15 protein-coding genes are annotated in these 20,481 nt (G+C 63.2%); 4 read left to right on the top strand and 11 right to left on the bottom strand.

The features are described from left to right. Positions 1 to 132 precede the first annotated feature (132 nt). Complete coding sequence (locus tag C6382_RS07805; protein WP_107024085.1) at positions 133 to 1,719, bottom strand: winged helix-turn-helix domain-containing protein; 1,587 nt, start codon at positions 1,717 to 1,719, stop codon at positions 133 to 135. A gap of 203 nt (positions 1,720 to 1,922) precedes the next feature. Between C6382_RS07805 and C6382_RS07800 the strand changes: the two genes are divergently transcribed. The 4 genes from C6382_RS07800 to C6382_RS07785 all read left to right on the top strand — a co-directional run bounded on the left by C6382_RS07800 (position 1,923) and on the right by C6382_RS07785 (position 5,915). Then, positions 1,923 to 2,684, top strand: coding sequence for an SDR family oxidoreductase (locus C6382_RS07800; RefSeq protein ID WP_107023939.1), 762 nt, complete (start codon positions 1,923 to 1,925; stop codon positions 2,682 to 2,684). 33 nt (positions 2,685 to 2,717) lie between these two features. After that, positions 2,718 to 3,131: a cupin domain-containing protein gene (locus C6382_RS07795; RefSeq protein WP_107023938.1), complete on the top strand. Its 414-nt coding sequence runs from the start codon at positions 2,718 to 2,720 to the stop codon at positions 3,129 to 3,131. Positions 3,132 to 3,207: 76 nt separating this feature from the next. Then, the gene (locus C6382_RS07790; protein ID WP_107023937.1) at positions 3,208 to 4,305 is read left to right on the top strand and encodes an HlyD family secretion protein; all 1,098 of its coding nucleotides are present in this window, start codon (positions 3,208 to 3,210) and stop codon (positions 4,303 to 4,305) included. Beyond that, positions 4,302 to 5,915 (top strand): DHA2 family efflux MFS transporter permease subunit, encoded by a 1,614-nt coding sequence (locus C6382_RS07785; protein WP_107024084.1) that lies wholly within the window; start codon positions 4,302 to 4,304, stop codon positions 5,913 to 5,915. The genes C6382_RS07790 and C6382_RS07785 overlap by 4 nt, the downstream gene beginning before the upstream one ends. Here the strand turns inward: C6382_RS07785 and C6382_RS07780 are convergent. From C6382_RS07780 to betA, 10 genes are all read right to left on the bottom strand, one after another. After that, positions 5,902 to 6,714 carry a class I SAM-dependent methyltransferase gene (locus C6382_RS07780; protein WP_107023936.1) on the bottom strand — a complete coding sequence of 271 codons (813 nt, stop codon included), beginning with the start codon at positions 6,712 to 6,714 and terminating at the stop codon, positions 5,902 to 5,904. The two genes, C6382_RS07785 and C6382_RS07780, sit on opposite strands and share 14 nt — an antisense overlap. 237 nt (positions 6,715 to 6,951) lie before the next feature. Then, positions 6,952 to 7,920, bottom strand: a complete 969-nt coding sequence (lipA, locus tag C6382_RS07775; RefSeq protein ID WP_371919581.1) for a lipoyl synthase — start codon at positions 7,918 to 7,920, stop codon at positions 6,952 to 6,954. Positions 7,921 to 7,950: 30 nt separating this feature from the next. Continuing rightward, positions 7,951 to 9,075 (bottom strand): glycine cleavage system aminomethyltransferase GcvT, encoded by a 1,125-nt coding sequence (gcvT, locus tag C6382_RS07770; protein ID WP_107023934.1) that lies wholly within the window; start codon positions 9,073 to 9,075, stop codon positions 7,951 to 7,953. A 9-nt stretch (positions 9,076 to 9,084) separates the two neighbouring features. After that, on the bottom strand, positions 9,085 to 10,461 hold the full coding sequence (locus C6382_RS07765) for an L-serine ammonia-lyase (RefSeq protein ID WP_107023933.1): 1,377 nt from the start codon (positions 10,459 to 10,461) through the stop codon (positions 9,085 to 9,087). Between the two features lie 27 nt (positions 10,462 to 10,488). Beyond that, complete coding sequence (gene glyA / locus C6382_RS07760) at positions 10,489 to 11,742, bottom strand: serine hydroxymethyltransferase (protein ID WP_107023932.1); 1,254 nt, start codon at positions 11,740 to 11,742, stop codon at positions 10,489 to 10,491. Positions 11,743 to 11,869: 127 nt separating this feature from the next. Beyond that, positions 11,870 to 14,740, bottom strand: coding sequence for an aminomethyl-transferring glycine dehydrogenase (gene gcvP / locus C6382_RS07755; protein WP_107023931.1), 2,871 nt, complete (start codon positions 14,738 to 14,740; stop codon positions 11,870 to 11,872). A 14-nt stretch (positions 14,741 to 14,754) separates the two neighbouring features. Next, positions 14,755 to 15,132, bottom strand: a complete 378-nt coding sequence (gcvH, locus tag C6382_RS07750; RefSeq protein WP_107023930.1) for a glycine cleavage system protein GcvH — start codon at positions 15,130 to 15,132, stop codon at positions 14,755 to 14,757. A 261-nt stretch (positions 15,133 to 15,393) separates the two neighbouring features. After that, complete coding sequence (locus C6382_RS07745; protein WP_107023929.1) at positions 15,394 to 16,926, bottom strand: sigma-54-dependent transcriptional regulator; 1,533 nt, start codon at positions 16,924 to 16,926, stop codon at positions 15,394 to 15,396. Between the two features lie 81 nt (positions 16,927 to 17,007). Further along, positions 17,008 to 18,426 (bottom strand): D-serine/D-alanine/glycine transporter, encoded by a 1,419-nt coding sequence (gene cycA, locus C6382_RS07740; protein WP_107023928.1) that lies wholly within the window; start codon positions 18,424 to 18,426, stop codon positions 17,008 to 17,010. Between the two features lie 365 nt (positions 18,427 to 18,791). Beyond that, entirely contained in the window at positions 18,792 to 20,477 is a 1,686-nt protein-coding gene (gene betA, locus C6382_RS07735; protein WP_107023927.1) for a choline dehydrogenase, read from the bottom strand. Positions 20,478 to 20,481: the final 4 nt, after the last annotated feature.

Raw genomic sequence — 20,481 nt, 5'->3', positions numbered from 1 at the left:
TCGCCATGCTCCCTTGACTGTGCTGTGTGTGTGTGTGAAAACCCTGGCCAGCCTGTTCAGCGGCAAGTTGTTGGCCAATTGACGCCTACCCCACCCTGGCGAAACGGAACGCCACAAGGATCAATGTATCGACTACGACAGCCCGGCCAGGCGCAAGCCTTCGGCAAACCGGGCAAGATCCTCCGCCCGCTGAATCGGTAGCCAGTCCCGCAAATTGCCCAACCGTAGCGTCGGATCCAGCGCCCGCAGCCGCTGCATCGCCAGTTGCGCCTTGTCCATCCGGCCGTTGTGTGCATGGCTGGCCACCAGCAGGGCAACCGCCGGCAGCAGGCTGGGCAGGTTGCCCTGGGCTTTTTCCGCCCAGGCTGCGGCAATTTCGTAGCGTCCGGCGAAAAAGTGTGCGAGTGCCATGCCCACCTGCATACGAAACATTTCCGGGTCCAGCGGGCTCAGGCGTACGGCATGGTTAAGGTTGTCGATGGCAGTGTCGGTTTCGCCCTTGAGCGCCCGCAGGATGCCGCCGAGGAACCAGGCCGGTGCGAGGTTGGGGTTGAGCAGCCGCGCCCGGTCGAGCAAGGCGATGCCGCTGTCGACATCGCCGGCCAAGTGGGCCAGGGCATGGCCGCCACGGGTCAGCGCCACGGCGTCATCGCGCCCCAGCTCCACAGCCAGGCGAGCAAGGCGCACACCTTCGGCGATTTCGCCGGTACGCTCGCCCATCCAGCCATTGATCTTGCGCCAGAAGTGACACCAGGCGGCCATTCCATAGGCTGAGGCGTATTCCGGGTCGAGCTCGATGGCCTTATAGAACCACAGCAGCGCCTGGTCGATCGCTTCCCGGGTGCCGTTGTGCAGTTTCGCGGTGCCGCGCAGGTAGTAATCATAAGCATCGAGGCTGTCGGTGGGTTTGCGTTTCGCCCGTTCGATTTCTGCCCGTTCCAGTTGCGGGGCGATGGCGCCGACGACACTCTCGGCGATCTGGTCCTGCAGATCGAAGATGCTATCGAGCAAGCCTTCGAAACGCTCCGCCCAGATATGCGTGCCGCTGGTGGCATCGATCAACTGGCCGGTGATGCGCACTTTGTTGCCGCACTTGCGCACACTGCCTTCGAGCACGTAGCGCACGCCCAGCGCCTGACCGACACCCTGGACGTCCACCGCCCTGCCCTTGTAGGTAAAGCTGGAGTTGCGGGCAATGACGAACAGCCAGCGGATACGCGACAAGGCGCCGATGATGTCTTCGACGATGCCATCAGCAAAATAATCCTGCTCCGGATCGCCACTGAGGTTCTGGAAGGGCAAGACCGTGATCGACGGTTTGTCGGGCAGAACCAGCGCGGCTGGCGCTGTTTGCTGAGCTTCGCCGGGGGCGTTGAGGCCCGGCTCGGCAGACAGTGCCTGTACGCCGCCGCTGATCCTGACCTGGCCAACAAAGCGGTAGCCCTTGCGGGCCACGGTGCGCACCAGGCGCTGTTCTTCGCCGGTGTCGCCAATGGCCTTGCGCACGGCGTTGATGTGGCTGGTGATGGTCGATTCAGAGACGATCCGGCCAGTCCATACCGCCGCGAGCAACTCGTCCTTGCTGACCACCCGTTCGTGCTGGCTGACCAGTTGCAGTAACAGATCAAAGACCTGCGGCCCGACGGCCACGACCTGTCCACGCTGGGTCAGTTCTCGGCGTTCCTGGTCGAGCACGTAGTCCTCAAACGCGAATGGCAACGGCTGTATCCCCGGCATTAATGCGAACAATTGATGATACGGCAGCCCATCGTCCGCCGCACCGTCCACCCAGCGGCTTTGGACGAAAAAGCAGGCTGGCGCCAAGGTAAACCCACGGCCGACACAAGGACTTGCCGCCCGCGCAACGGCACTCTGAAGCTACCTCGACGGCAATGGGTGCCGTCCGTAAGCGGAGAGATAGCATGAAGATCGTCGTCATCGGAGGCACCGGCCTCATTGGATCGAAGCTTGTAAAAAACCTCACCGAGCGCGGCCATCAGGCACTGGCCGCCTCGCCCAACACCGGCGTCAACAGCATCACCCGCGAAGGCCTGGCCGAAGCGATGGATGGCGCGGATGTGGTTATCGATGTGGCTAACGCGCCGTCGTGGGAAGACCAGGCGGTACTGGAGTTTTTCCAGACCTCGACCCGCAACCTGCTGGCGGCCGAAGCTGCCGCGGGTGTTGGTCATCACATTGCCCTGTCGATCGTCGCCTGCGAACGCTCGCCCGAGAACGGCTACTTTCGCGCCAAGTTCGCCCAGGAAGAACTGATCAAAGCTTCGGGCAGACCTTTCACCCTGGTGCGCGCCACCCAATTCTTTGAATTTGTCGGCGGTATTGCCGAATCGGCCGTGGTCGGCGATGAGGTTCACCTGTCGCCGGCGCTGATCCAGCCCATGGCCTCCGACGATGTTGCAGCGGCGCTCACCGATGTGGCCCTGGCGCCACCGGCCAACGCCACAGTGGAAATTGCCGGCCCCGAGGCCATGCCGCTGGACGAGCTGGTCAGACGCCTGTTCCGCGCCACCGAGGACTCGCGCAAAGTCGTTGCCGATGTACACGCACGCTACTTCGGCGGCGTGCTCGACGACCAGTCCCTGACCCCCGGCAGCAAGCCGCGCCTGGGCACAATCCATTTCGAAGACTGGCTCACCCAGTCGAGCGCTCAGGCGCCACGTTGAGCCGCACTCCCCTCACTACCAAGGAGCACAGCTATGTTCATTCGATTCCTTCTGACCGCTGCCTTCTGCGCACTCACGGTCAGCTCAGCATCGGCCGCCGACCCGGCTCCCGGCAAGGTCACAGTGGTGTTCGATCGCCCGTTGCCGAACGTACCGGGCAAGAGCATGCGCGGCGTACTGGTCGAGTACGCACCAGGCGCTTCGTCGCCGTCCCACACCCATCCGAAGTCGGCCTTCATCTACGCCACGGTGCTTGAAGGCGCGGTGCGCAGCCAGGTCAATGACGGACCGGAAAAGGTCTACAAGGCCGGGGAAAACTTCGTCGAAGAGCCGGGCTCGTACCATGCGGTCAGCGCCAATGCCAGCGACACGCAACCGGCCCGCCTACTGGCGGTGTTTGTCCTCGACAGCACTGAGAAGGAGCTGGTCACGCCGACAAAAAAATAACCGATCAACCTGCTGATCGCCCCCCGCAAGCCTCCAAGGCTGCCGGGGGCATTGGCCTTTTCACAGGACAGAGAACATGAACGCGTTCGAGGACAAGGCCGCCATGACCACCGACACCCGCGCCGAAGCCTGTTGCGCCGCGCCGCAGCGCAACAGGAAAAAGCTGATCGGCATGCTGCTCTGCCTGAGCGCCGTGGCACTGGTGGCGGGCGGTTGGGCTATGGCATTCAGCTACGGCACCACCTCGACCGACAATGCCTATGTGCGCGGCGACGTCACGTCGCTCGCTGCCAAGGTGTCCGGCTACGTCACCGCGGTAGAGGTCGAGGATAACCAGAGCGTGCGGGCCGGGGATGTGTTGTTTCGCATTGACGCCGAAGACTATCGCGCGCACCTGGCCCAGGCCGAGGCCAATATCAGTGCGGCGCAGGCGCGCCTGAGCAATGTCGATGCCGAAACCCGGCTGCAGCGCGCTCTGATCCGCCAGGCCGAAGCCCAGCGCCGTTCTGCCGGGGCCGAGATGAATCTGGCAAGCAAAACCCATGATCGCAGCCGCAAGCTGATTATCAGCCATGCGGTCAGCCAGGCGCTGGTCGATGAAACCGACGCGGCACGCTCAAAAGCTGGCGCGACGCTGTCGGCCGCGGTGGCCAGCGTGGAAGCGCAACAGCAGCGCATTGCCGTGCTACAGGCCCGGCGCGAAGCGGCCGTTGCCGCCGTTGCCCAGGCCGAGGCCGCGCGCGAGCTGGCACGGATCGATCTGGACAGCACCGTGGTACGCGCCCCCGTAGATGGCGTTGTCGGTAATCGTCAGGTCCGCGTCGGCCGCTTTGTGACGCCGGGCGTTGCCCTGCTGGATATCGTGCCCGTGCACGATGTGTGGGTGGTGGCGAACTTCAAGGAAACCCAGCTCGAACACATTCGCCCCGGCCAGTCCGTGCGCATCGATGTCGATGGCTACCCCAACGACACCCTTGAAGGCGTGGTCGACAGCTTTGCCCCCGGTAGCGGCTCGGCCTTCAGCCTGTTGCCCAGCGACAACGCCACCGGCAACTTCGTGCGCGTGGTGCAGCGGGTGCCGGTGAAGATCCGCCTGGCCCATAACCCGCTACCGGGCCGCATCGTCCCGGGCCTGTCAGCTCGCGTCGAGGTGGCGCAAGGAGGTGGATGGTGAACACGTCTGCCAGTGCCACGCGCCGCCACGCCACAACCACCAGCGGTGTCCTGCTCATGACGGGCATCGTCCTCGCCACACTGACCGAGGCCATCGCCAGCACCGTACTGTCGCTTGGTCGCAGCGACATCATTGGCGACACCTACGCCACGCCGGATGAGTTTGCCTGGCTGGACATCGGCTACACTGCGTTCAAATTGATCGGGTTCATGAGCACTGCCTGGCTGTTGAGTCGCTTCAACCCCCGCAACGTGGTGGTGGGCGCCACGTTGACGATGGGCCTGGCCTGCGCCCTGGCCGCCCTCAGCACCCGCATGGACCTGCTGGTGGCCCTGCGCATCATCCAGGGCTTTAGCGGCGGCACCTTGCTGGTCGGTGGTCAGGCCATCATCTTTAGCGCCTATGCACGGCACCAGCAACCCTTGCTGCAAGCCCTGTTTGCCATGGGTGCAGTGGTCGCTTCGGCGACTATCGCCCCGGCTCTGCATGGCTGGCTGATCGATAGCCAGTCCTGGGTGTGGATTTTCTTCTGCGTGGTGCCGCTGGCTCTGGCGGCCAGCGGATTGCTGCTGATCGCAGACGTACCAGCGCTCATCGAGGCCGAACACCGTCCGTTTGACGCGATCGGCTTCACGCTGATGGCTGCCTCCCTGCTCTGCTTCACCTACGTCTTGACTCAAGGCAGCCGCTGGGACTGGTTCGAAGAGCCACGGATTGTCTGGCTGACCCTGATCGGTGCAGCCGCCCTGCTCGCCTTTGTCGGTCAACAGCTGCTGATCAAAGGGCCAGGACTGCTTGACTTCAGCCTGTTCCGGTCGAAGGATTTTTCTTTTGCCTTGATCGTCAGTTTTGTCGCCGGCGCCGCCTTGTTCGGCAGTGCCTTTCTGATCCCTGCATTCGCCTTGTCAGTCCTCGGTTTCAGACCAACCGATGCCGGCCTGCTGCTGTTGCCCAGTGGCGGCTGTTTTATCGCCGCGCTACTGATTGCCGCCTGGCTCATGCAGGCTCGCCGCGTCGCGCCGTTCACCACGGTGCCCTTTGGCATTGTGATGATCATGGTAGCGATGTGGATGCTGTCCGGCTCCACCAGCGAAAGCGGCGCGCACGACATGATGGCCGCAGTCCTGTTGCGCGGTCTGGGCCTGGGCTTCCTGTTCCTGTCCATCACCCTGATTGCCTTCAGCGACCTCAACCGTCGCAACCTCGCCAGCGGCATCGGGCTGTTCAATACCGGTCGGCAACTGGGTGGCCTGATGGGCGTCGCGGCCTTGCAGAGCCTGATCGAACACGATCTCGCCAGCAATGCTGTGGTGCTGGGCAGCCATGTCACTGCAGGTACAGCCGCGGTGATCGAACGCCTGACGAGCCTGTCCGCCTTGCTGGCAGGCAAAGGCATTGACGCCGTGAGCGCTGGCCGTGCCGCGACCAGCCTGCTGGGCCGGGCGGTGCTGGGGCAATCCACGGTGATTGCCTTCGACACCGCATTCATGGCCGTAACCCTGCTGTTTGCGGTGGCGGCGCCGATTCTGGTGGCCATCAAGATCGGATTTGCGCGGTCTGGAAACGCAGCGCATCGCGGAGCAGGCCCCACCGGGATCAGCGTCGACTGATAACCACCTCCAGGTACTCGCTGGGCACCACCAACGACGAGGCGCCGGCCACGTTGTTGTCGTTCAGCAGTTGGCTAAGATCGCGTTCCAAAGCGTAGGCGGCGTCACTCTGCAACGAGGCAAAGGCTTTATGCACCGGGCCATACCAGGTCCTGAATACGTCGATGAAATGCGCCGCCGAGCGATAGCGAAAATTGAAATGCTGACGGCTGGCATTGATAACCCCGACGTTGTCGCCGAACAGCTGCTGCAACTGTTCTTCATCACCCCAGCGTGAGGGCGGCAGCGCCCCGGCGGGTGGCGGGACATGCCGCCCGAGGGTCTTGAACATCTGCCCGATGAAGCCCTGTGGCGTCCAGTTCGCCAGACCGATCCGCCCGCCTGAGCGGCAAACCCGTGCGAGTTCCCTCGCCGCTTGAGCCTGATCCGGGGCAAACATCACGCCGAAGGTCGATATCACTGCATCAAAGGCGCCGTCGGCAAACGGCAGCGCCTCGGCATCGGCGGTTTGAAACACTACGCTCAGATGCTCGGCCCGTGCGCGTTCTTCACCGCGTTTCAACAGCTCGGGCACGTAGTCTGTGGAGGTCACCTGACAGCCGCGCCGTGCCGCGGCAAGAGTGGCATTGCCGTTGCCGGCAGCCACATCAAGGACCTTTTCGTCCCAGCGCAAGTCACAGGCTTCGGCCAGGCGTTCGCCGACCAGCTGCAAGGTTGTGCCAATCACCGCGTAATCGCCGCTGGCCCATGCCGTCTGCTGGCGCGCCTTCAAGGCATTCAAATCCAGGGGTGTGCTCATTGTCTGCACCTGATATATCCGCGCGACCGTCAGCCTCTACGGCGGTCAACGCGCCTTGGTCTTTTGGATGGTTCACATCGCGGCGGCGGGCTGAGGATGCGCGCCCGCGCCTGCGACTAGCTAAAACCCAACGCTGGCTGCGGTACAAGACCTGTTGGATACATGCATATAGCCCTTGCGAATAATCCCCCTGTGGGAGCGGGCTTGCCCCGCGATTGATAATCGCGGGGCCCGCGTTTAGGGCAACCGAGCCTGTTGGTCGGCATGGTAGGAGGAGCGCACCAGCGGCCCGGAGGCCACGTTCCTGAACCCCATTGCCACTGCCTGTTCGGCAAACCAGGCAAAGCGCTCCGGGTGGACGAAACGCTGCACCGGCAGGTGGCTGCGCGAGGGCTGCAAGTACTGCCCCAAGGTCAGCATGTCGACCTGATGCTCGCGCATGCGTTGCATCACCTCGATCACTTCGTCATCGGTTTCACCCAGCCCCAGCATCAGCCCGGACTTGGTCGGTACCGCGGGCACGCGCTGCTTGAAATTTTCCAGCAAATCCAGCGACCACTCGAAATCCGAGCCTGGCCGTGCGGCTTTGTACAGGCGTGGCACGGTTTCCAGGTTGTGGTTGAACACATCCGGCGGCTCCTGTTCGGTGATCGCCAGGGCCACGTCCATGCGCCCCCGATAGTCAGGCACCAGGGTTTCCAGACGGATACCCGGCGACAGTTTGCGGATCTCGCGCAAGCAGTCGACGAAGTGCTGGGCGCCGCCGTCGCGCAGGTCGTCGCGGTCGACCGAGGTGATAACCACGTACTTCAGGCGCAGGTCGGCGATGGCAATGGCCAGGTTCTTTGGCTCATTTACGTCCAATGGCTTGGGTCGGCCGTGACCGACGTCGCAGAACGGGCAACGACGGGTACAGATGTCGCCCATGATCATGAAGGTCGCCGTACCGCCAGTGAAACATTCTCCCAGGTTCGGACACGAGGCTTCCTCGCAGACGCTGTGCAGCTTGTGCTTGCGCAACAGCGCCTTGACGCGCGCCACCTGCGGTGAAGTTGCAATCTCCACGCGGATCCACTCGGGTTTGCGTGGTACCTCTTCGGTGGGCAGGATCTTCACCGGGATACGCGCCACCTTCTCGGCACCGCGCAGTTTCACCCCGGCCTGCAGCGGCTGTGGGCGAGTGGCGACAGATTGGGTTTCGTTCATGCTCATGCTCATGCTCCGACGATCTGGCCTTCAGCCACGGTAGTAACGTTGCGCCACGAACGGCGTGCGGGCGACGACCATCGGCACCAACTTGCCACGCACCTGGGCAAAAACTTCGCTGTCCAGCGCTGCATGCTCGCTCTGTACAAAGCCCATCGCCAGCGGCCCACCCAGGCTCGGGCCAAATCCGCCACTGGTAACACGGCCGATCACCTGCTCTTGGGCATCGACGATCAGTGCCCCTTCGCGCACTGGCACCCGCTCTGTAGGCAGCAGGCCGACGCGCTTGCTGTGCACACCGTCGCGCTGCTGGGCAAAAATCCGCTCGGCACCGGGGAAGCCGCCGGGGCGTATGCCATCAGCGCGCCGGGCCTTGGAAATCGCCCAGGTCAGACTGGCCTCGATCGGCGTGGTGCACCGTTCCATGTCATGGCCGTACAGGCACAATCCGGCCTCCAGGCGCAACGAATCACGGGCGCCCAGGCCAATGGCCTCGACCTCGGGCTCGGCCAGCAGCGAACGGGCAAGCATTTGCGCAGCCTCTGCCGGCACGGAGATTTCGTAACCATCCTCACCGGTGTAACCGGAGCGGCTGACGTAGCAGTCGACACCGAGCATCCTCACCTTGGCGAACTGCATGAAGGTCATGCTGCCGACCTGCGGCGCCAGACGCGCCAGCACCCTGGCCGCCGCCGGGCCTTGCAGCGCCAGCAAGGCGCGGCTGTCGAACAGCGACTCGACTTCGCACTGCCCTTCCAGATACTGCTTGAGGTGGGTCAGGTCCTGGTCCTTGCAGCCGGCGTTGACCACCAGGAACAGCTCGTCGCTGCCCAGGTTGGCGACCATCAGGTCATCGAGGATGCCGCCCTCGTCGTTGGTGAACAATGCATAGCGCTGCATGCCCACCGGCAGGTCGACGATATCGACCGGCACCAGCGCTTCCAGCGCCTTGGCGGCAGCGGCGCCGCGCAGGCGGATCTGGCCCATGTGCGAAACGTCGAACAGGCCGGCCTGTTCACGTGTGTGCAAGTGCTCCTTGAGCACGCCCAGCGGGTACTGGACCGGCATGGCGTAGCCGGCGAACGGCACCATACGCGCGCCCAGTTCCAGGTGCAGACCATGCAACGGCGTTTGTTGTAGTTGTTCTGTAGACATGGGTGACTCCTAGCATTCGATGATATTGACCGCCAGCCCGCCGCGGGCAGTCTCTTTGTATTTGCTTTTCATGTCGGCGCCGGTCTGGCGCATGGTACGGATCACCTTGTCGAGGGAGACGAAGTGCTGGCCATCGCCGCGCAGGGCCATGCGTGCGGCATTGATGGCCTTGACCGAGCCCATGGCATTGCGCTCGATGCACGGCACCTGGACCAACCCGCCAATCGGGTCGCAGGTCAGCCCGAGGTTGTGCTCCATGCCGATTTCGGCGGCGTTCTCCACTTGCTGCACGGTGCCGCCAAGCACTTCGCACAAGGCCCCGGCCGCCATTGAGCAGGCCACCCCGACCTCGCCCTGGCAGCCGACTTCAGCCCCGGAGATCGAAGCGTTTTCCTTGTACAGGATGCCGATCGCGGCGGCCGTGAGCAGAAAGCGCACCACCCCGTCCTCGTTGGCCCCTGGCACGAAACGCGTGTAGTAATGCAGCACCGCCGGGATGATGCCGGCCGCGCCATTGGTCGGCGCGGTGACCACCCGCCCGCCGCTGGCGTTTTCCTCGTTGACCGCCAGGGCGTAGAGGTTGACCCAGTCGAGCACCGAGAGGCTGTCGCGCAAGCCGGCTTCAGGGCTGGCGCTCAGTTGCCGGTGCAGCGCCGCGGCACGGCGCTTTACCTTGAGCCCGCCGGGCATGATGCCCTCGGTGCGGCAACCAGCCTTGACGCAGTCCTGCATCACCTGCCAGATGTGCAGCAAGCCCTGGCGCGTCTGCTCCGGGCTGCGCCAGGCGGTCTCGTTCTCGGCCATCAACTGGCTGATCGAGAGCCCGTGCTGGGCGCATTGCGCCAACAGCTCGCGCCCGCTCAGAAACGGGAAGCGCAACGGCGTACGGTCTTCGACGATACGATCGACGCCCACCGCCGCCTCGTCCACCACAAAGCCGCCGCCCACCGAGTAATACTCGCGGCTGCACAGTTGCAGCCCGGCCGCATCAAAGGCGCGCAAGATCATGCCGTTGGGGTGATAGGGCAAGGGCTTGCGGATCATCGCCAGGTGTTCTTTCTCGACGAAGCAGATGCGTTTTTCACCGAGCAACGACAGCGTCCCGCTCTGGCGAATCATCCCCAGACGATCGGCCACCAGCGAGGTCTCGACGGTATCCGGGTGCTCACCCTCAAGCCCCAGCAGCACCGCCTTATCGCTGCCGTGGCCTTTGCCGGTGGCGCCGAGCGAGCCGTACAACTCGGCGCGCACGTTTTCCACCTGGGCCAGCAGCCCTTGCTCCCTGAGCCCTTCGACAAAGCGCGCCGCGGCGCGCATCGGCCCGACCGTGTGGGAGCTGGACGGGCCGATGCCCACCTTGAACAGATCAAAAACACTCAGCGACATACAGGCCTCCGCCATCACACTCAGGGTTCAGGCCGAATAAACCGGGAACAGGCGGCACAGCTCGGCCACCTGCCGGGCCACCTGGGCCTCGACGTCGGCATCGCCGAGGTGGTCGAGGATGTCGCAGATCCAGGTCGCCAGGGCGCGGCACTCCGGCACCTGGAAACCACGAGTGGTCACCGCCGGGGTACCGATGCGCAGGCCCGAGGTCACGAATGGCGATTGCGGGTCGTTGGGCACGGCGTTCTTGTTCACGGTGATATGCGCACGACCCAACGCAGCATCGGCATCCTTGCCGGTAATGCCCTGGCGGATCAGGCTGACCAGGAACAGGTGATTGTCGGTACCGCCGGAGACCACGTCATAACCGCGCTGACGGAAAATGTCCGCCATGGCCTGGGCGTTGTTGATGACCTGGAACTGGTAATCCTTGAAGCCCGGTTCCAGGGCTTCCTTGAAGCACACGGCCTTGGCGGCGATCACATGCATCAGCGGCCCGCCCTGCCCGCCCGGGAACACTGCCGAGTTGAGTTTCTTCTCCAGCTCCGGGTCGGCCTTGGCCAGGATCAGCCCACCGCGCGGACCGCGCAGGGTCTTGTGGGTAGTGGTGGTGACCACATCGGCGTATGGCAGCGGATTGGGGTACAGGCCCGCCGCAACCAGGCCGGCGACGTGGGCCATGTCGACGAACAGGTAGGCACCGACCTTGTCGGCGATCTGGCGGAAACGCGGGAAGTCCAGGGTCTTGGAGTAGGCAGAGAAGCCCGCCACGATCATTTTCGGCTGATGCTCGACGGCCAGGCGCTCGACCTCGTCGTAATCGATCAGGCCGTTGGCGTCGATGCCGTACTGCACGGCGTTGTACAGCTTGCCCGAGGAGCTGACCTTGGCACCGTGAGTGAGGTGGCCACCATGGGCCAGGTTCATGCCCAGAAGAGTGTCGCCGACTTGCAGCAGGGCCAGGTAGACCGCCGCGTTGGCCTGGGAGCCGGAGTGCGGCTGGACGTTGGCATAGCCTGCGCCGAACAGCTGCTTGGCACGATCGATGGCCAGTTGCTCGACCACATCGACATGCTCGCAACCGCCGTAGTAGCGCTTGCCTGGATAACCTTCGGCGTACTTGTTGGTCAGCTCGGTGCCCTGGGCCTGCATCACCTGCGGGCTGGTGTAGTTTTCCGAGGCGATCAGTTCGATATGGTCTTCCTGGCGTTGTGCTTCGCGGCGGATGGCGGCGGACAGTGCAGGGTCGAAATCGGAGAGGGTCAGGCTTTTATGGAACATGGCGGTTTTCCTTGTTATTAGTGTTCAACCAAATGGAACAGCTGCCTGTGGGAGCGGGCTTGCCCCGCGATTGCGTGCAGCCAGTCACATCGCATCGCGGGGCAAGCCCGCTCCCACCCAAGCATCGTCAAGCGTCTTGATAGATCGACATCGGTGGGCAGGCGCACGCCAGGTTGCGGTCGCCGTAGACGTTGTCCACGCGCCCCACCGGCGGCCAGTACTTGCTCTCGCGCAGCTCGGCCAGCGGGTACACCGCCAGCTCCCGGCCATAGCGATGAGGCCATTCGCCGACCAGCTCGCTGGCGGTGTGCGGGGCGTTCTTCAGCGGGTTGTCGAGCTTGTCCAGGGTGCCGTTTTCCACCGCACGGATTTCCTCGCGGATGCAGATCATCGCCTCACAGAAACGGTCCAGTTCCTCCTTCGACTCGCTCTCGGTCGGCTCGACCATCAAGGTGCCGGCCACCGGGAAGGACATGGTCGGGGCATGGAAGCCGAAATCGATCAGGCGCTTGGCCACGTCCTCGACGCTGATGCCGCTGCTGTCCTTGAGCGGGCGCAGGTCGAGAATGCATTCGTGGGCGACCAAGCCGTTCTCGCCGGTGTAGAGCACCGGGTAGTGTTCCTCCAGGCGTCGGGCGATGTAGTTGGCACTGAGGATCGCCAGCTGCGAGGCGCGCTTGAGCCCTTCGCCGCCCATCATGCGGATGTACATCCAGGTGATCGGCAGGATGCTGGCGCTGCCATACGGCGCTGCACTGACCGCACCGTACTGGTTCTGCATGTGACCGTGCCCCGGCAGGAACGGCGCCAGATGCGCCTTGACGCCGATCGGGCCGACACCTGGGCCGCCACCGCCGTGAGGGATGCAGAAGGTTTTGTGCAGGTTCAGATGGGAAACATCGCCACCGAACTTGCCCGGTGCGCAAAGGCCGACCATGGCGTTCATGTTGGCACCGTCCAGGTACACCTGGCCGCCGTGCTCATGGATGATGTCGCAGATGCGGGTGATGCCGTCTTCGAACACGCCATGGGTCGAGGGATAGGTGATCATCAGCGCGGCCAGGTGATTCTGGTGCTGCTCGGCCTTGCTTTGCAGGTCCGCCACATCGACGTTGCCGCGCTCATCGCAGTTGACCACCACCACACGCATGCCGGCCATTTGCGCCGTGGCCGGGTTGGTGCCATGGGCCGACGATGGAATCAGGCACACATCGCGCTGCGCCTGGCCACGGCTGGCGTGGTAGGCGCGGATCGCCAAGAGGCCTGCGTACTCGCCCTGGGAGCCGGCATTGGGCTGCAGTGACATGGCGTCATAACCGGTGGCCGCGCAAAGCATGGCCTCCAGCTCGTTTGTCAGCTGACGGTAACCCAGCGACTGCTCGGCCGGGGCGAACGGGTGCAAGGCGCCGAACTCGGGCCAGGTAATCGGGACCATTTCACTGGCAGCGTTGAGTTTCATGGTGCATGAGCCCAACGCGATCATGCTGCGGTCCAGGGCCAGGTCCTTGTCGGCCAAGCGCCGCAGATAGCGCATCAGTTCGGTTTCCGAGTGGTAGCGGTTGAACACCTGATGCTGCAGGAACGGCGTCCCGCGCAGCAGCGGCAACGGCAGGCTGTCGCCTGTGTCGGCGGCCAGCGCGACGAAGTCTGGAAGCGTCTGCCCGGATGCGGCGAAGACTTGCCACAAGGCCTCGACGGCGGCCTGCTCGCAGGTTTCATCCAGCGACAGGCCGACCCGCTGCTCGTCGATCAGCCGCAGGTTCAGACGCGCGGCGTTGGCGGCGGCCAGTACCCCGGCCACCGGGCCTGGGGTCACCACGCTGACGGTGTCGAAAAAGTGCTGCTGCTCGACCTTGTAGCCGAGCTGCTGCAAGCCGCGCACCAGAATCGCAGTCAACCGATGCACACGCCGGGCGATTTGTGCCAGGCCCTGCGGACCATGGTAAACCGCATACATGCTGGCGATGTTGGCTAGCAGCACCTGCGCGGTGCAGATGTTGCTGGTGGCTTTCTCACGGCGTATGTGTTGCTCGCGGGTCTGCATAGCCAGGCGCAGGGCCGGTTTGCCGAAGCGATCGATGGACACGCCGACCAGGCGCCCGGGCATGTCGCGCTTGAAGCTGTCGCGCGTGGCGAAGAACGCCGCGTGCGGGCCGCCAAAGCCCAGCGGCACGCCAAAACGCTGGGCACTGCCCACTACCACGTCGGCACCTAATTCACCCGGAGGAGTCAGCAAAGTCAGGGCCAAAAGGTCGGCGGCCACCGCCACCAGCGCGCCGATTGCATGGGCGCGCTGCACCAGGGCGCGATGGTCGACGATAGCGCCAGTGCTGGCCGGGTATTGCAGCAACAGGCCGAAATAGCCATCCAGGTTCTGGTTAAGCAGTGCCGACTCATCGCCGATGACCACTTCAATACCCAGCGGCTCGGCACGGGTGCGCAGTACGTCGAGGGTTTGCGGATGACAATGGCATGAGACGAAAAACGCCGGGGCCTTGCTCTTCGCCAGACGCTTGCAGAAGGTCATGGCTTCGGCGGCTGCGGTGGCTTCATCGAGCAACGAGGCGTTGGCGATCTCCATACCTGTCAGGTCGCTGATCAGGGTCTGGAAGTTCAGCAGCGCTTCCAGACGACCTTGGGAAATCTCCGGCTGGTAGGGTGTGTACGCGGTGTACCAGGCCGGGTTCTCCAGCAGGTTGCGCAGGATCGGCGTCGGTGTGTGGCAAGGGTAATAGCCCTGGCCGATATGATTGCGAAACAGCTGGTTGTTCGCGGCGATGGCCTTGAGCGAGGCCAGCGCCTCGCCCTCGCCCTGCCCTTTGCACAGCTCAAGCACACTGGTGCCCTTGATGCTGTCAGGAATGACCCTGTCGATCAGGCCGTCGAGGCTGTCATGGCCAATCAGCGCCAGCATCGCGTCGATGTCGTCTTCGCGCGGGCCGATGTGACGGGCGATGAACTCGTTGTCGGTTGTCAGTGGGATGGATGCATTGGTCATGTCGGTCCCCTGGCTCAGGCGTTGTCGGCCAGGAAACGGTCATAGCCTTCCTGGTCCATCAGGGCGTCGAGGTCGGCAAGGTTGGCCACCTGGATGCGGAAGAACCAGCCGTCTTGCATCGGCGAGGCGTTAACCAGTTCGGGGTCGTCAGCCAGGGCCTGATTGACCGCCACCACGGTACCGCTCAGGGGCATGCTGATGTTGCTGGCGGCCTTGACCGATTCCAGCACCGCGACTTCATTGCCCTCACCGTATTCGCCCGGCTCCGGCAACTGCACAAACACCACATCACCGAGGGCTTCCTGGGCGTAGGTGGTGATGCCGACGGTCAGTTCGCCAGTCGCTTCCAGACGCAGCCATTCGTGTTCGGGTGTAAAACGCAACGTGGTCATGGATCTTCCTCTCTTGTTATCAGGTGGGTCCTGGTGCAGGACTGATTGTTACAAGAGCAAGGGCAGTGCCAACTAATTAAAACCTTTATATTTCAATTAGTTGTATGACAAATCCAATCAATCTCAAGCCTCGGCGCTGGAGCGAAATCGCTCCGCTGCCTGGGCCCGGCAGCCAGCCCTGGCGGGACGGGCCAATGAAGCCGCGGCTCAGGCCCGACTGGAGCACAATCACTCCAGTGGAGCGTATTCGAACCAGGTCGGCTACGAGACCCGGTTGGCGATGCCGTATTTACGCAGGCGTTGGCCGATGGCCGTGTGCGAAGTCTGCAGGCGCACCGCCAGTTGCCGGGTCGAGGGATAGGCCGCGTACATCGTCTCCAGTAGCGATTTTTCGAAGCCCTGCACAGCCGCCTCCAGGCTGGTGACTTGCGGTGTATCGGGCTGCTGGTTGTTCAGGGCGGTACCGGCCAGCTCCAAGTCGCCGCAATCGATCACCTCCCCTTCACTGATGGCCGCAGCACGGAAGATCACGTTCTGCAACTGGCGCACGTTGCCTGCCCAGCGATTGCCCAGCAGCAGCGGATGGGTGGCCAGTGCCAGTCGGCACGGCGAGCGCTGTATCTGCGCGCAGGCAGAACGCAGGAAATGCTCGGCCAGCAACAGGATGTCCCGACCGCGCTCGCGCAACGGCGGCACCATCAGGTTGAGCACGTTGAGGCGGTAATAGAGGTCTTCACGAAAGCTGCCTTCGAGCACCATGTTTTCCAGGTTGCGGTGCGTCGCGCAGACCACCCGTACATTGACCCGCACCTCGCCGCCACCGCCAACCCGGCGAAAGCTGCCGTCGCTGAGAAAGCGCAGCAGCTTGGCCTGCAGGTACGGCGACATCTCGCCCACTTCATCGAGGAACACCGTGCCGCCGTCGGCCAGTTCCAGCAGGCCCGGCTTGCCGCCGCGCTGGGCGCCGGTAAACGCGCCAGCGGCGTAGCCGAACAGCTCGCTCTCGGCCAGGCTTTCCGGCAGCGCCGCACAGTTCAGCGCCAGGAAGGACGCATCACGGCGCACGCTCAATGCATGGCAGGCGCGCGCCACCAGCTCTTTGCCCGTGCCGGTTTCGCCCTGGATCAACACCGGCGCCTCCAGGCTCGCCACCTTGTGCAGGCGCGCCTTGAGCTCCTTGAGCGGCGCCGATTCGCCCAGCAGCGCCTGTAGCCCCTCAGCATGATCGTGCAACAGCGAAGCCAGACGCTCACCGATACGGCTTGGTGGGTACAGGGTTAGCAGGCCACCTACCAAGGCGTCGGCCCCACCGCTGATGGGCGTGGCTTCCAGCAGCAGCGCCTGGCCCTGCAAGCTGACCTCGCACATGGGCAGGCGAAAGCCCTTGTCGATCAGGGTCTGCGCCAGGTCGGGTTCGGCGAACAGCCTGGACAACGGCTCACCCGCTGGCTCGCGACCGACCAGGCTGACCAGCGTCGGATTGGCCAGCAGCACATGGCCACCGGGGTCCACCGCCAGTACCGGGTCGCTCATCGCCGCAAGCAAAGCGTCCAACTGCAGGTGCCGGCGCTGGCCGGGAAGAAAGTCGACAAGCTCCACCGCCTGGACCCCGATCACCCGCAGCAAGGCGTCGTGAAGTTCGTCGAGCACGGCCTGTGACAGCGCTGGAGCATCGATATAGACGTTGGGCGGGATCATTTCCACCGCGTCCAGGTTGAGGTTGCGCGCGCCCAGCAATGCCAGGATCTCCTGGGTAATGCCAACGCGGTCGATGAAAGTGACGTGGATGCGCATGACAACTCCCGGGTTGTGCAAAGACGACAGGGGAACGGCCCGTGCGTGCCGTCCCCCCGAGTAAAAGCGTGAATGTGGCTATCAGTCCGCGTCGTAGGACAACTGCACGCCCTCCGACTTTTTCTGGCGCATCGTTCGGTAAGCCATACCGAGGATTACGAACCAGGCCGGGACGAAGACCAGCGCTTTGCGGGTGTCTTCCTCCAGCGCCAGCAAGGCCAGCATGGCCACGAAAAACACCAGGCACGCCCAGCTCATGAAGATGCCGCCCGGCATGCGGTATTTCGAGGCACGATGCAGCTGTTCGCGCTGCTTGCGGTACGCCAGGTACGACAGCAGGATCATCGACCAGACGCACATGAACAGGATCGCCGACACCGTGGTGATCAGGGTGAAGGCATCGAGCATGTTCGGCACCAGGTAGATCACCAGCGCCCCCGCCGACAGGCAGACACAGGAAAAGATCAGACCGTTGGAGGGCACTGCGCGGCTGGACAACGCCTTGAACTTGCCAGGCGCATCGCCATCCACCGCCAGGCCATAGAGCATGCGGCTGGTGGAAAAGACGCCACTGTTTGCCGAAGACGCGGCAGAGCTCAGGACCACGAAGTTGATGATCCCGGCAGCCGCCGGCAGACCGGCCAGAACGAACAGCTCGACAAAGGGGCTCTTGTTGGCAACAACATCACGCCACGGCGTAACCGCCATGATCGCGATCAACGCGAACACATAGAAAACGATGATACGCAGCGGAATAGAATTGATCGCCCGTGGCAGGTTGCGTTCCGGGTTCTTGGTTTCTGCGGCCGTGGTACCCACCAGCTCAATCCCGGCAAAAGCAAAGATCGCAATCTGGAAGCCGGCGAAGAAGCCCATGGCACCATGGGGGAACATGCCGCCGTCATTCCACAGATTGGCCAGCGAGGCGACATTGCCAGCAGGCGACTGATAGGCCGCAACTACCATGTAAAGACCGGTGCAGACCAAAGCGCAAATGGCCACGATCTTGATCATGGCGAACCAGAACTCCAGTTCACCGAACATCTTCACGGTCAGCAGGTTGAGCGAAAGCAGCAGCCCCACACAACTGAGTGCCGGCAACCATTGCGGGATATCCGGGAACCAGAACTGTGAATAGGCGGAGATCGCAATAACATCGGCGATGCCGGTCACTATCCAGCAAAACCAATAGGTCCAGCCGGTGAAAAACCCTGCCCAGGGTCCCAAGAGATCAGCGGAGAAATCAATGAACGACTTGTACTTGAGGTTGGACAACAGTAACTCGCCCATTGCCCGCATTACAAAGAACAGCATGAAACCGATGATCATGTAGACAAAGATGATCGACGGCCCTGCCAGACTGATGGTCTTGCCAGAGCCCATGAACAGACCAGTGCCGATGGCGCCACCGATGGCGATCAGCTGGATATGGCGGTTGGAGAGATTACGTTGGAGTTCGTGCGCTTCGCTGTCAGGCGGACCCAGCGTCGAATTTTTCATTAGGCTTTACCTTGCTAGTTTAATTGTTTTTATAACGTCACAAGTTCAAACACCTCAGCCGGTGCGGCGGAGTGCCAATGAAAGAGCAAGGTCTATGCCAAGCGAAAAAGCGTTGTTTTATGCAGCGTTGTATTTATTGGGTGTAATGAAGTCACTCCATGAAAAGTCGTTAATCCGGCTGCCCAACGGCATTAAAACGTCATAAACCCTACGCCTGGGCCCAGTGTAGCGTTTTCGCTCCAATGGAACGCATTCAGTCCGGACTGATTGGTGCCGCCCGCCGGTGGGAGCGGGCTTGCCGCGCGATGCGATGTGTCTGACAGGTCGCAATCGCGGGACAAGCCCGCTCCCACACCACCGGGTCGTCAGGCGCTTACCTTGCGCAGCGGCACTCGACTGCGCTGTTGCTCTTCCCAACCCTCCACCAGGCCGACCGGTACTTCGGCCGGCGCCAGCGGCTCGCGCCCGCGCACCAGGTCGGCGGCGCGTTCGGCGAGCATGATGGTTGGCGCGTTGAGGTTGCCGTTGGGCTCGCTGGGGAACACCGAAGAGTCGATCACCCGCAGCCCCTGCAGACCCCGCACACGCAGCAAGGAATCAACCACCGCCATGTCATCCTCACCCATGCGGCAGGAGCCACAGGGGTGCATGGTGCTTTCCATGTTGGCGCGCACGAAGGCGTCGATCTGCTCATCGGTCTGCACCTGCGGCCCTGGCGCCAGCTCCTCGCCGCGGAAGCGGTCCATCGCCGGCTGGGCGATGATTTCCCGGGTCAGGCGCACGCAGCGGCGGAAACCCTCGCGGTCCTCTTCGCTCTCCAGGTAGTTGAAGCGGATTTCCGGGTGCTGGTAAGGGTCCGCCGACAGCGCCCGCACATGGCCACGGCTCTTGGGCTTGTTTGGCCCGGTCAGCACCATGAAACCATGGCCCTTGAACGGTTTGTCGCCGTCGTAGCGCATCGCTGCCGGCAGGAAGTGAAACTGGATGTCCGGCCAACGCAGCCCCTTGGACGAACGGATAAAGCCGCCCGCTTCGAAATGGTTGCTGGCACCCAGACCGTCTTTGAACAGCAGCCAGCGCAGGCCGATCATCGCCTTGCCCAGCAGGTTCATCTTGCCGTTGAGCGTCACCGGTTCCTTGCAGGCGTACTGGATGTAGATTTCCGAATGGTCCTGAAGGTTTTCGCCGACCCCAGGCAGGTCATGGCGCACCTCGATACCGGCCTTTTTCAGTACCGCCTGCGGGCCGATGCCCGAACGCTGCAACAGGTGCGGCGAGCCGATCGGACCGGACGACACCAGCACCTCGCGGTTGCAATAGACCTTGTGGGTCTGGCCACCCTCGTCGTACTCCACGCCCACCGCACGTTTACCGTCGAGCAGGATGCGCCGGGTCATGGCGTGGGTGACGACGGTCAGGTTGGGGCGGGTCATGGCCGGGCGCAGGTAGGCATTGGCGGTGGACCAGCGTACACCGTCCTTCACCGTCATGTGCATGGCACCGAAGCCTTCCTGCATGTAGCCATTGCAGTCGTCGGTCTTGATGTAGCCGGCCTCGGCACCGGCCTCCACCCAGGCGCCGTACAACGGGTTCTGCATGTTGTTGCCGTTGTTGGTGGCCAGGGGGCCTGCACCGCCGCGATAGTCATCTCCACCGAACTTGTAGGTCTCGGCGCGCTTGAAATATGGCAGGCAGTTTCGATAGCCCCAGTCCTTCGCGCCCAGGCTTTGCCATTCATCGAAATCACAGGCATGGCCACGGATGTAGACCAGGCCGTTGATCGAGGAGGAACCACCGAGCACCTTGCCCCGTGGGCAGTGCAGGCGCCGGCCGTCCAGGTGCGGCTCGGCGACTGTCTCGTAGCGCCAGTTGTACTTCTTGGTATTCATCGGCAATGAGAACGCGCTGGGCATCTGGATCAACACACTGCGGTCGCTGCCGCCGAACTCCAGGACCAGCACCGAAGTACCGGCGTCCTCGGTCAGGCGGTTGGCCAGAACGCAGCCGGCAGAGCCTGCACCGATGATGATGTAGTCGTATCGCTTGTTCATGGTT

Source organism: Pseudomonas sp. BBP2017, assembly GCF_003024385.1.
Classification (GTDB): domain Bacteria; phylum Pseudomonadota; class Gammaproteobacteria; order Pseudomonadales; family Pseudomonadaceae; genus Aquipseudomonas.
The sequence above is the reverse complement of the archived record's forward strand: the minus strand, read 5'-3'. Positions and strand labels throughout refer to the sequence as shown.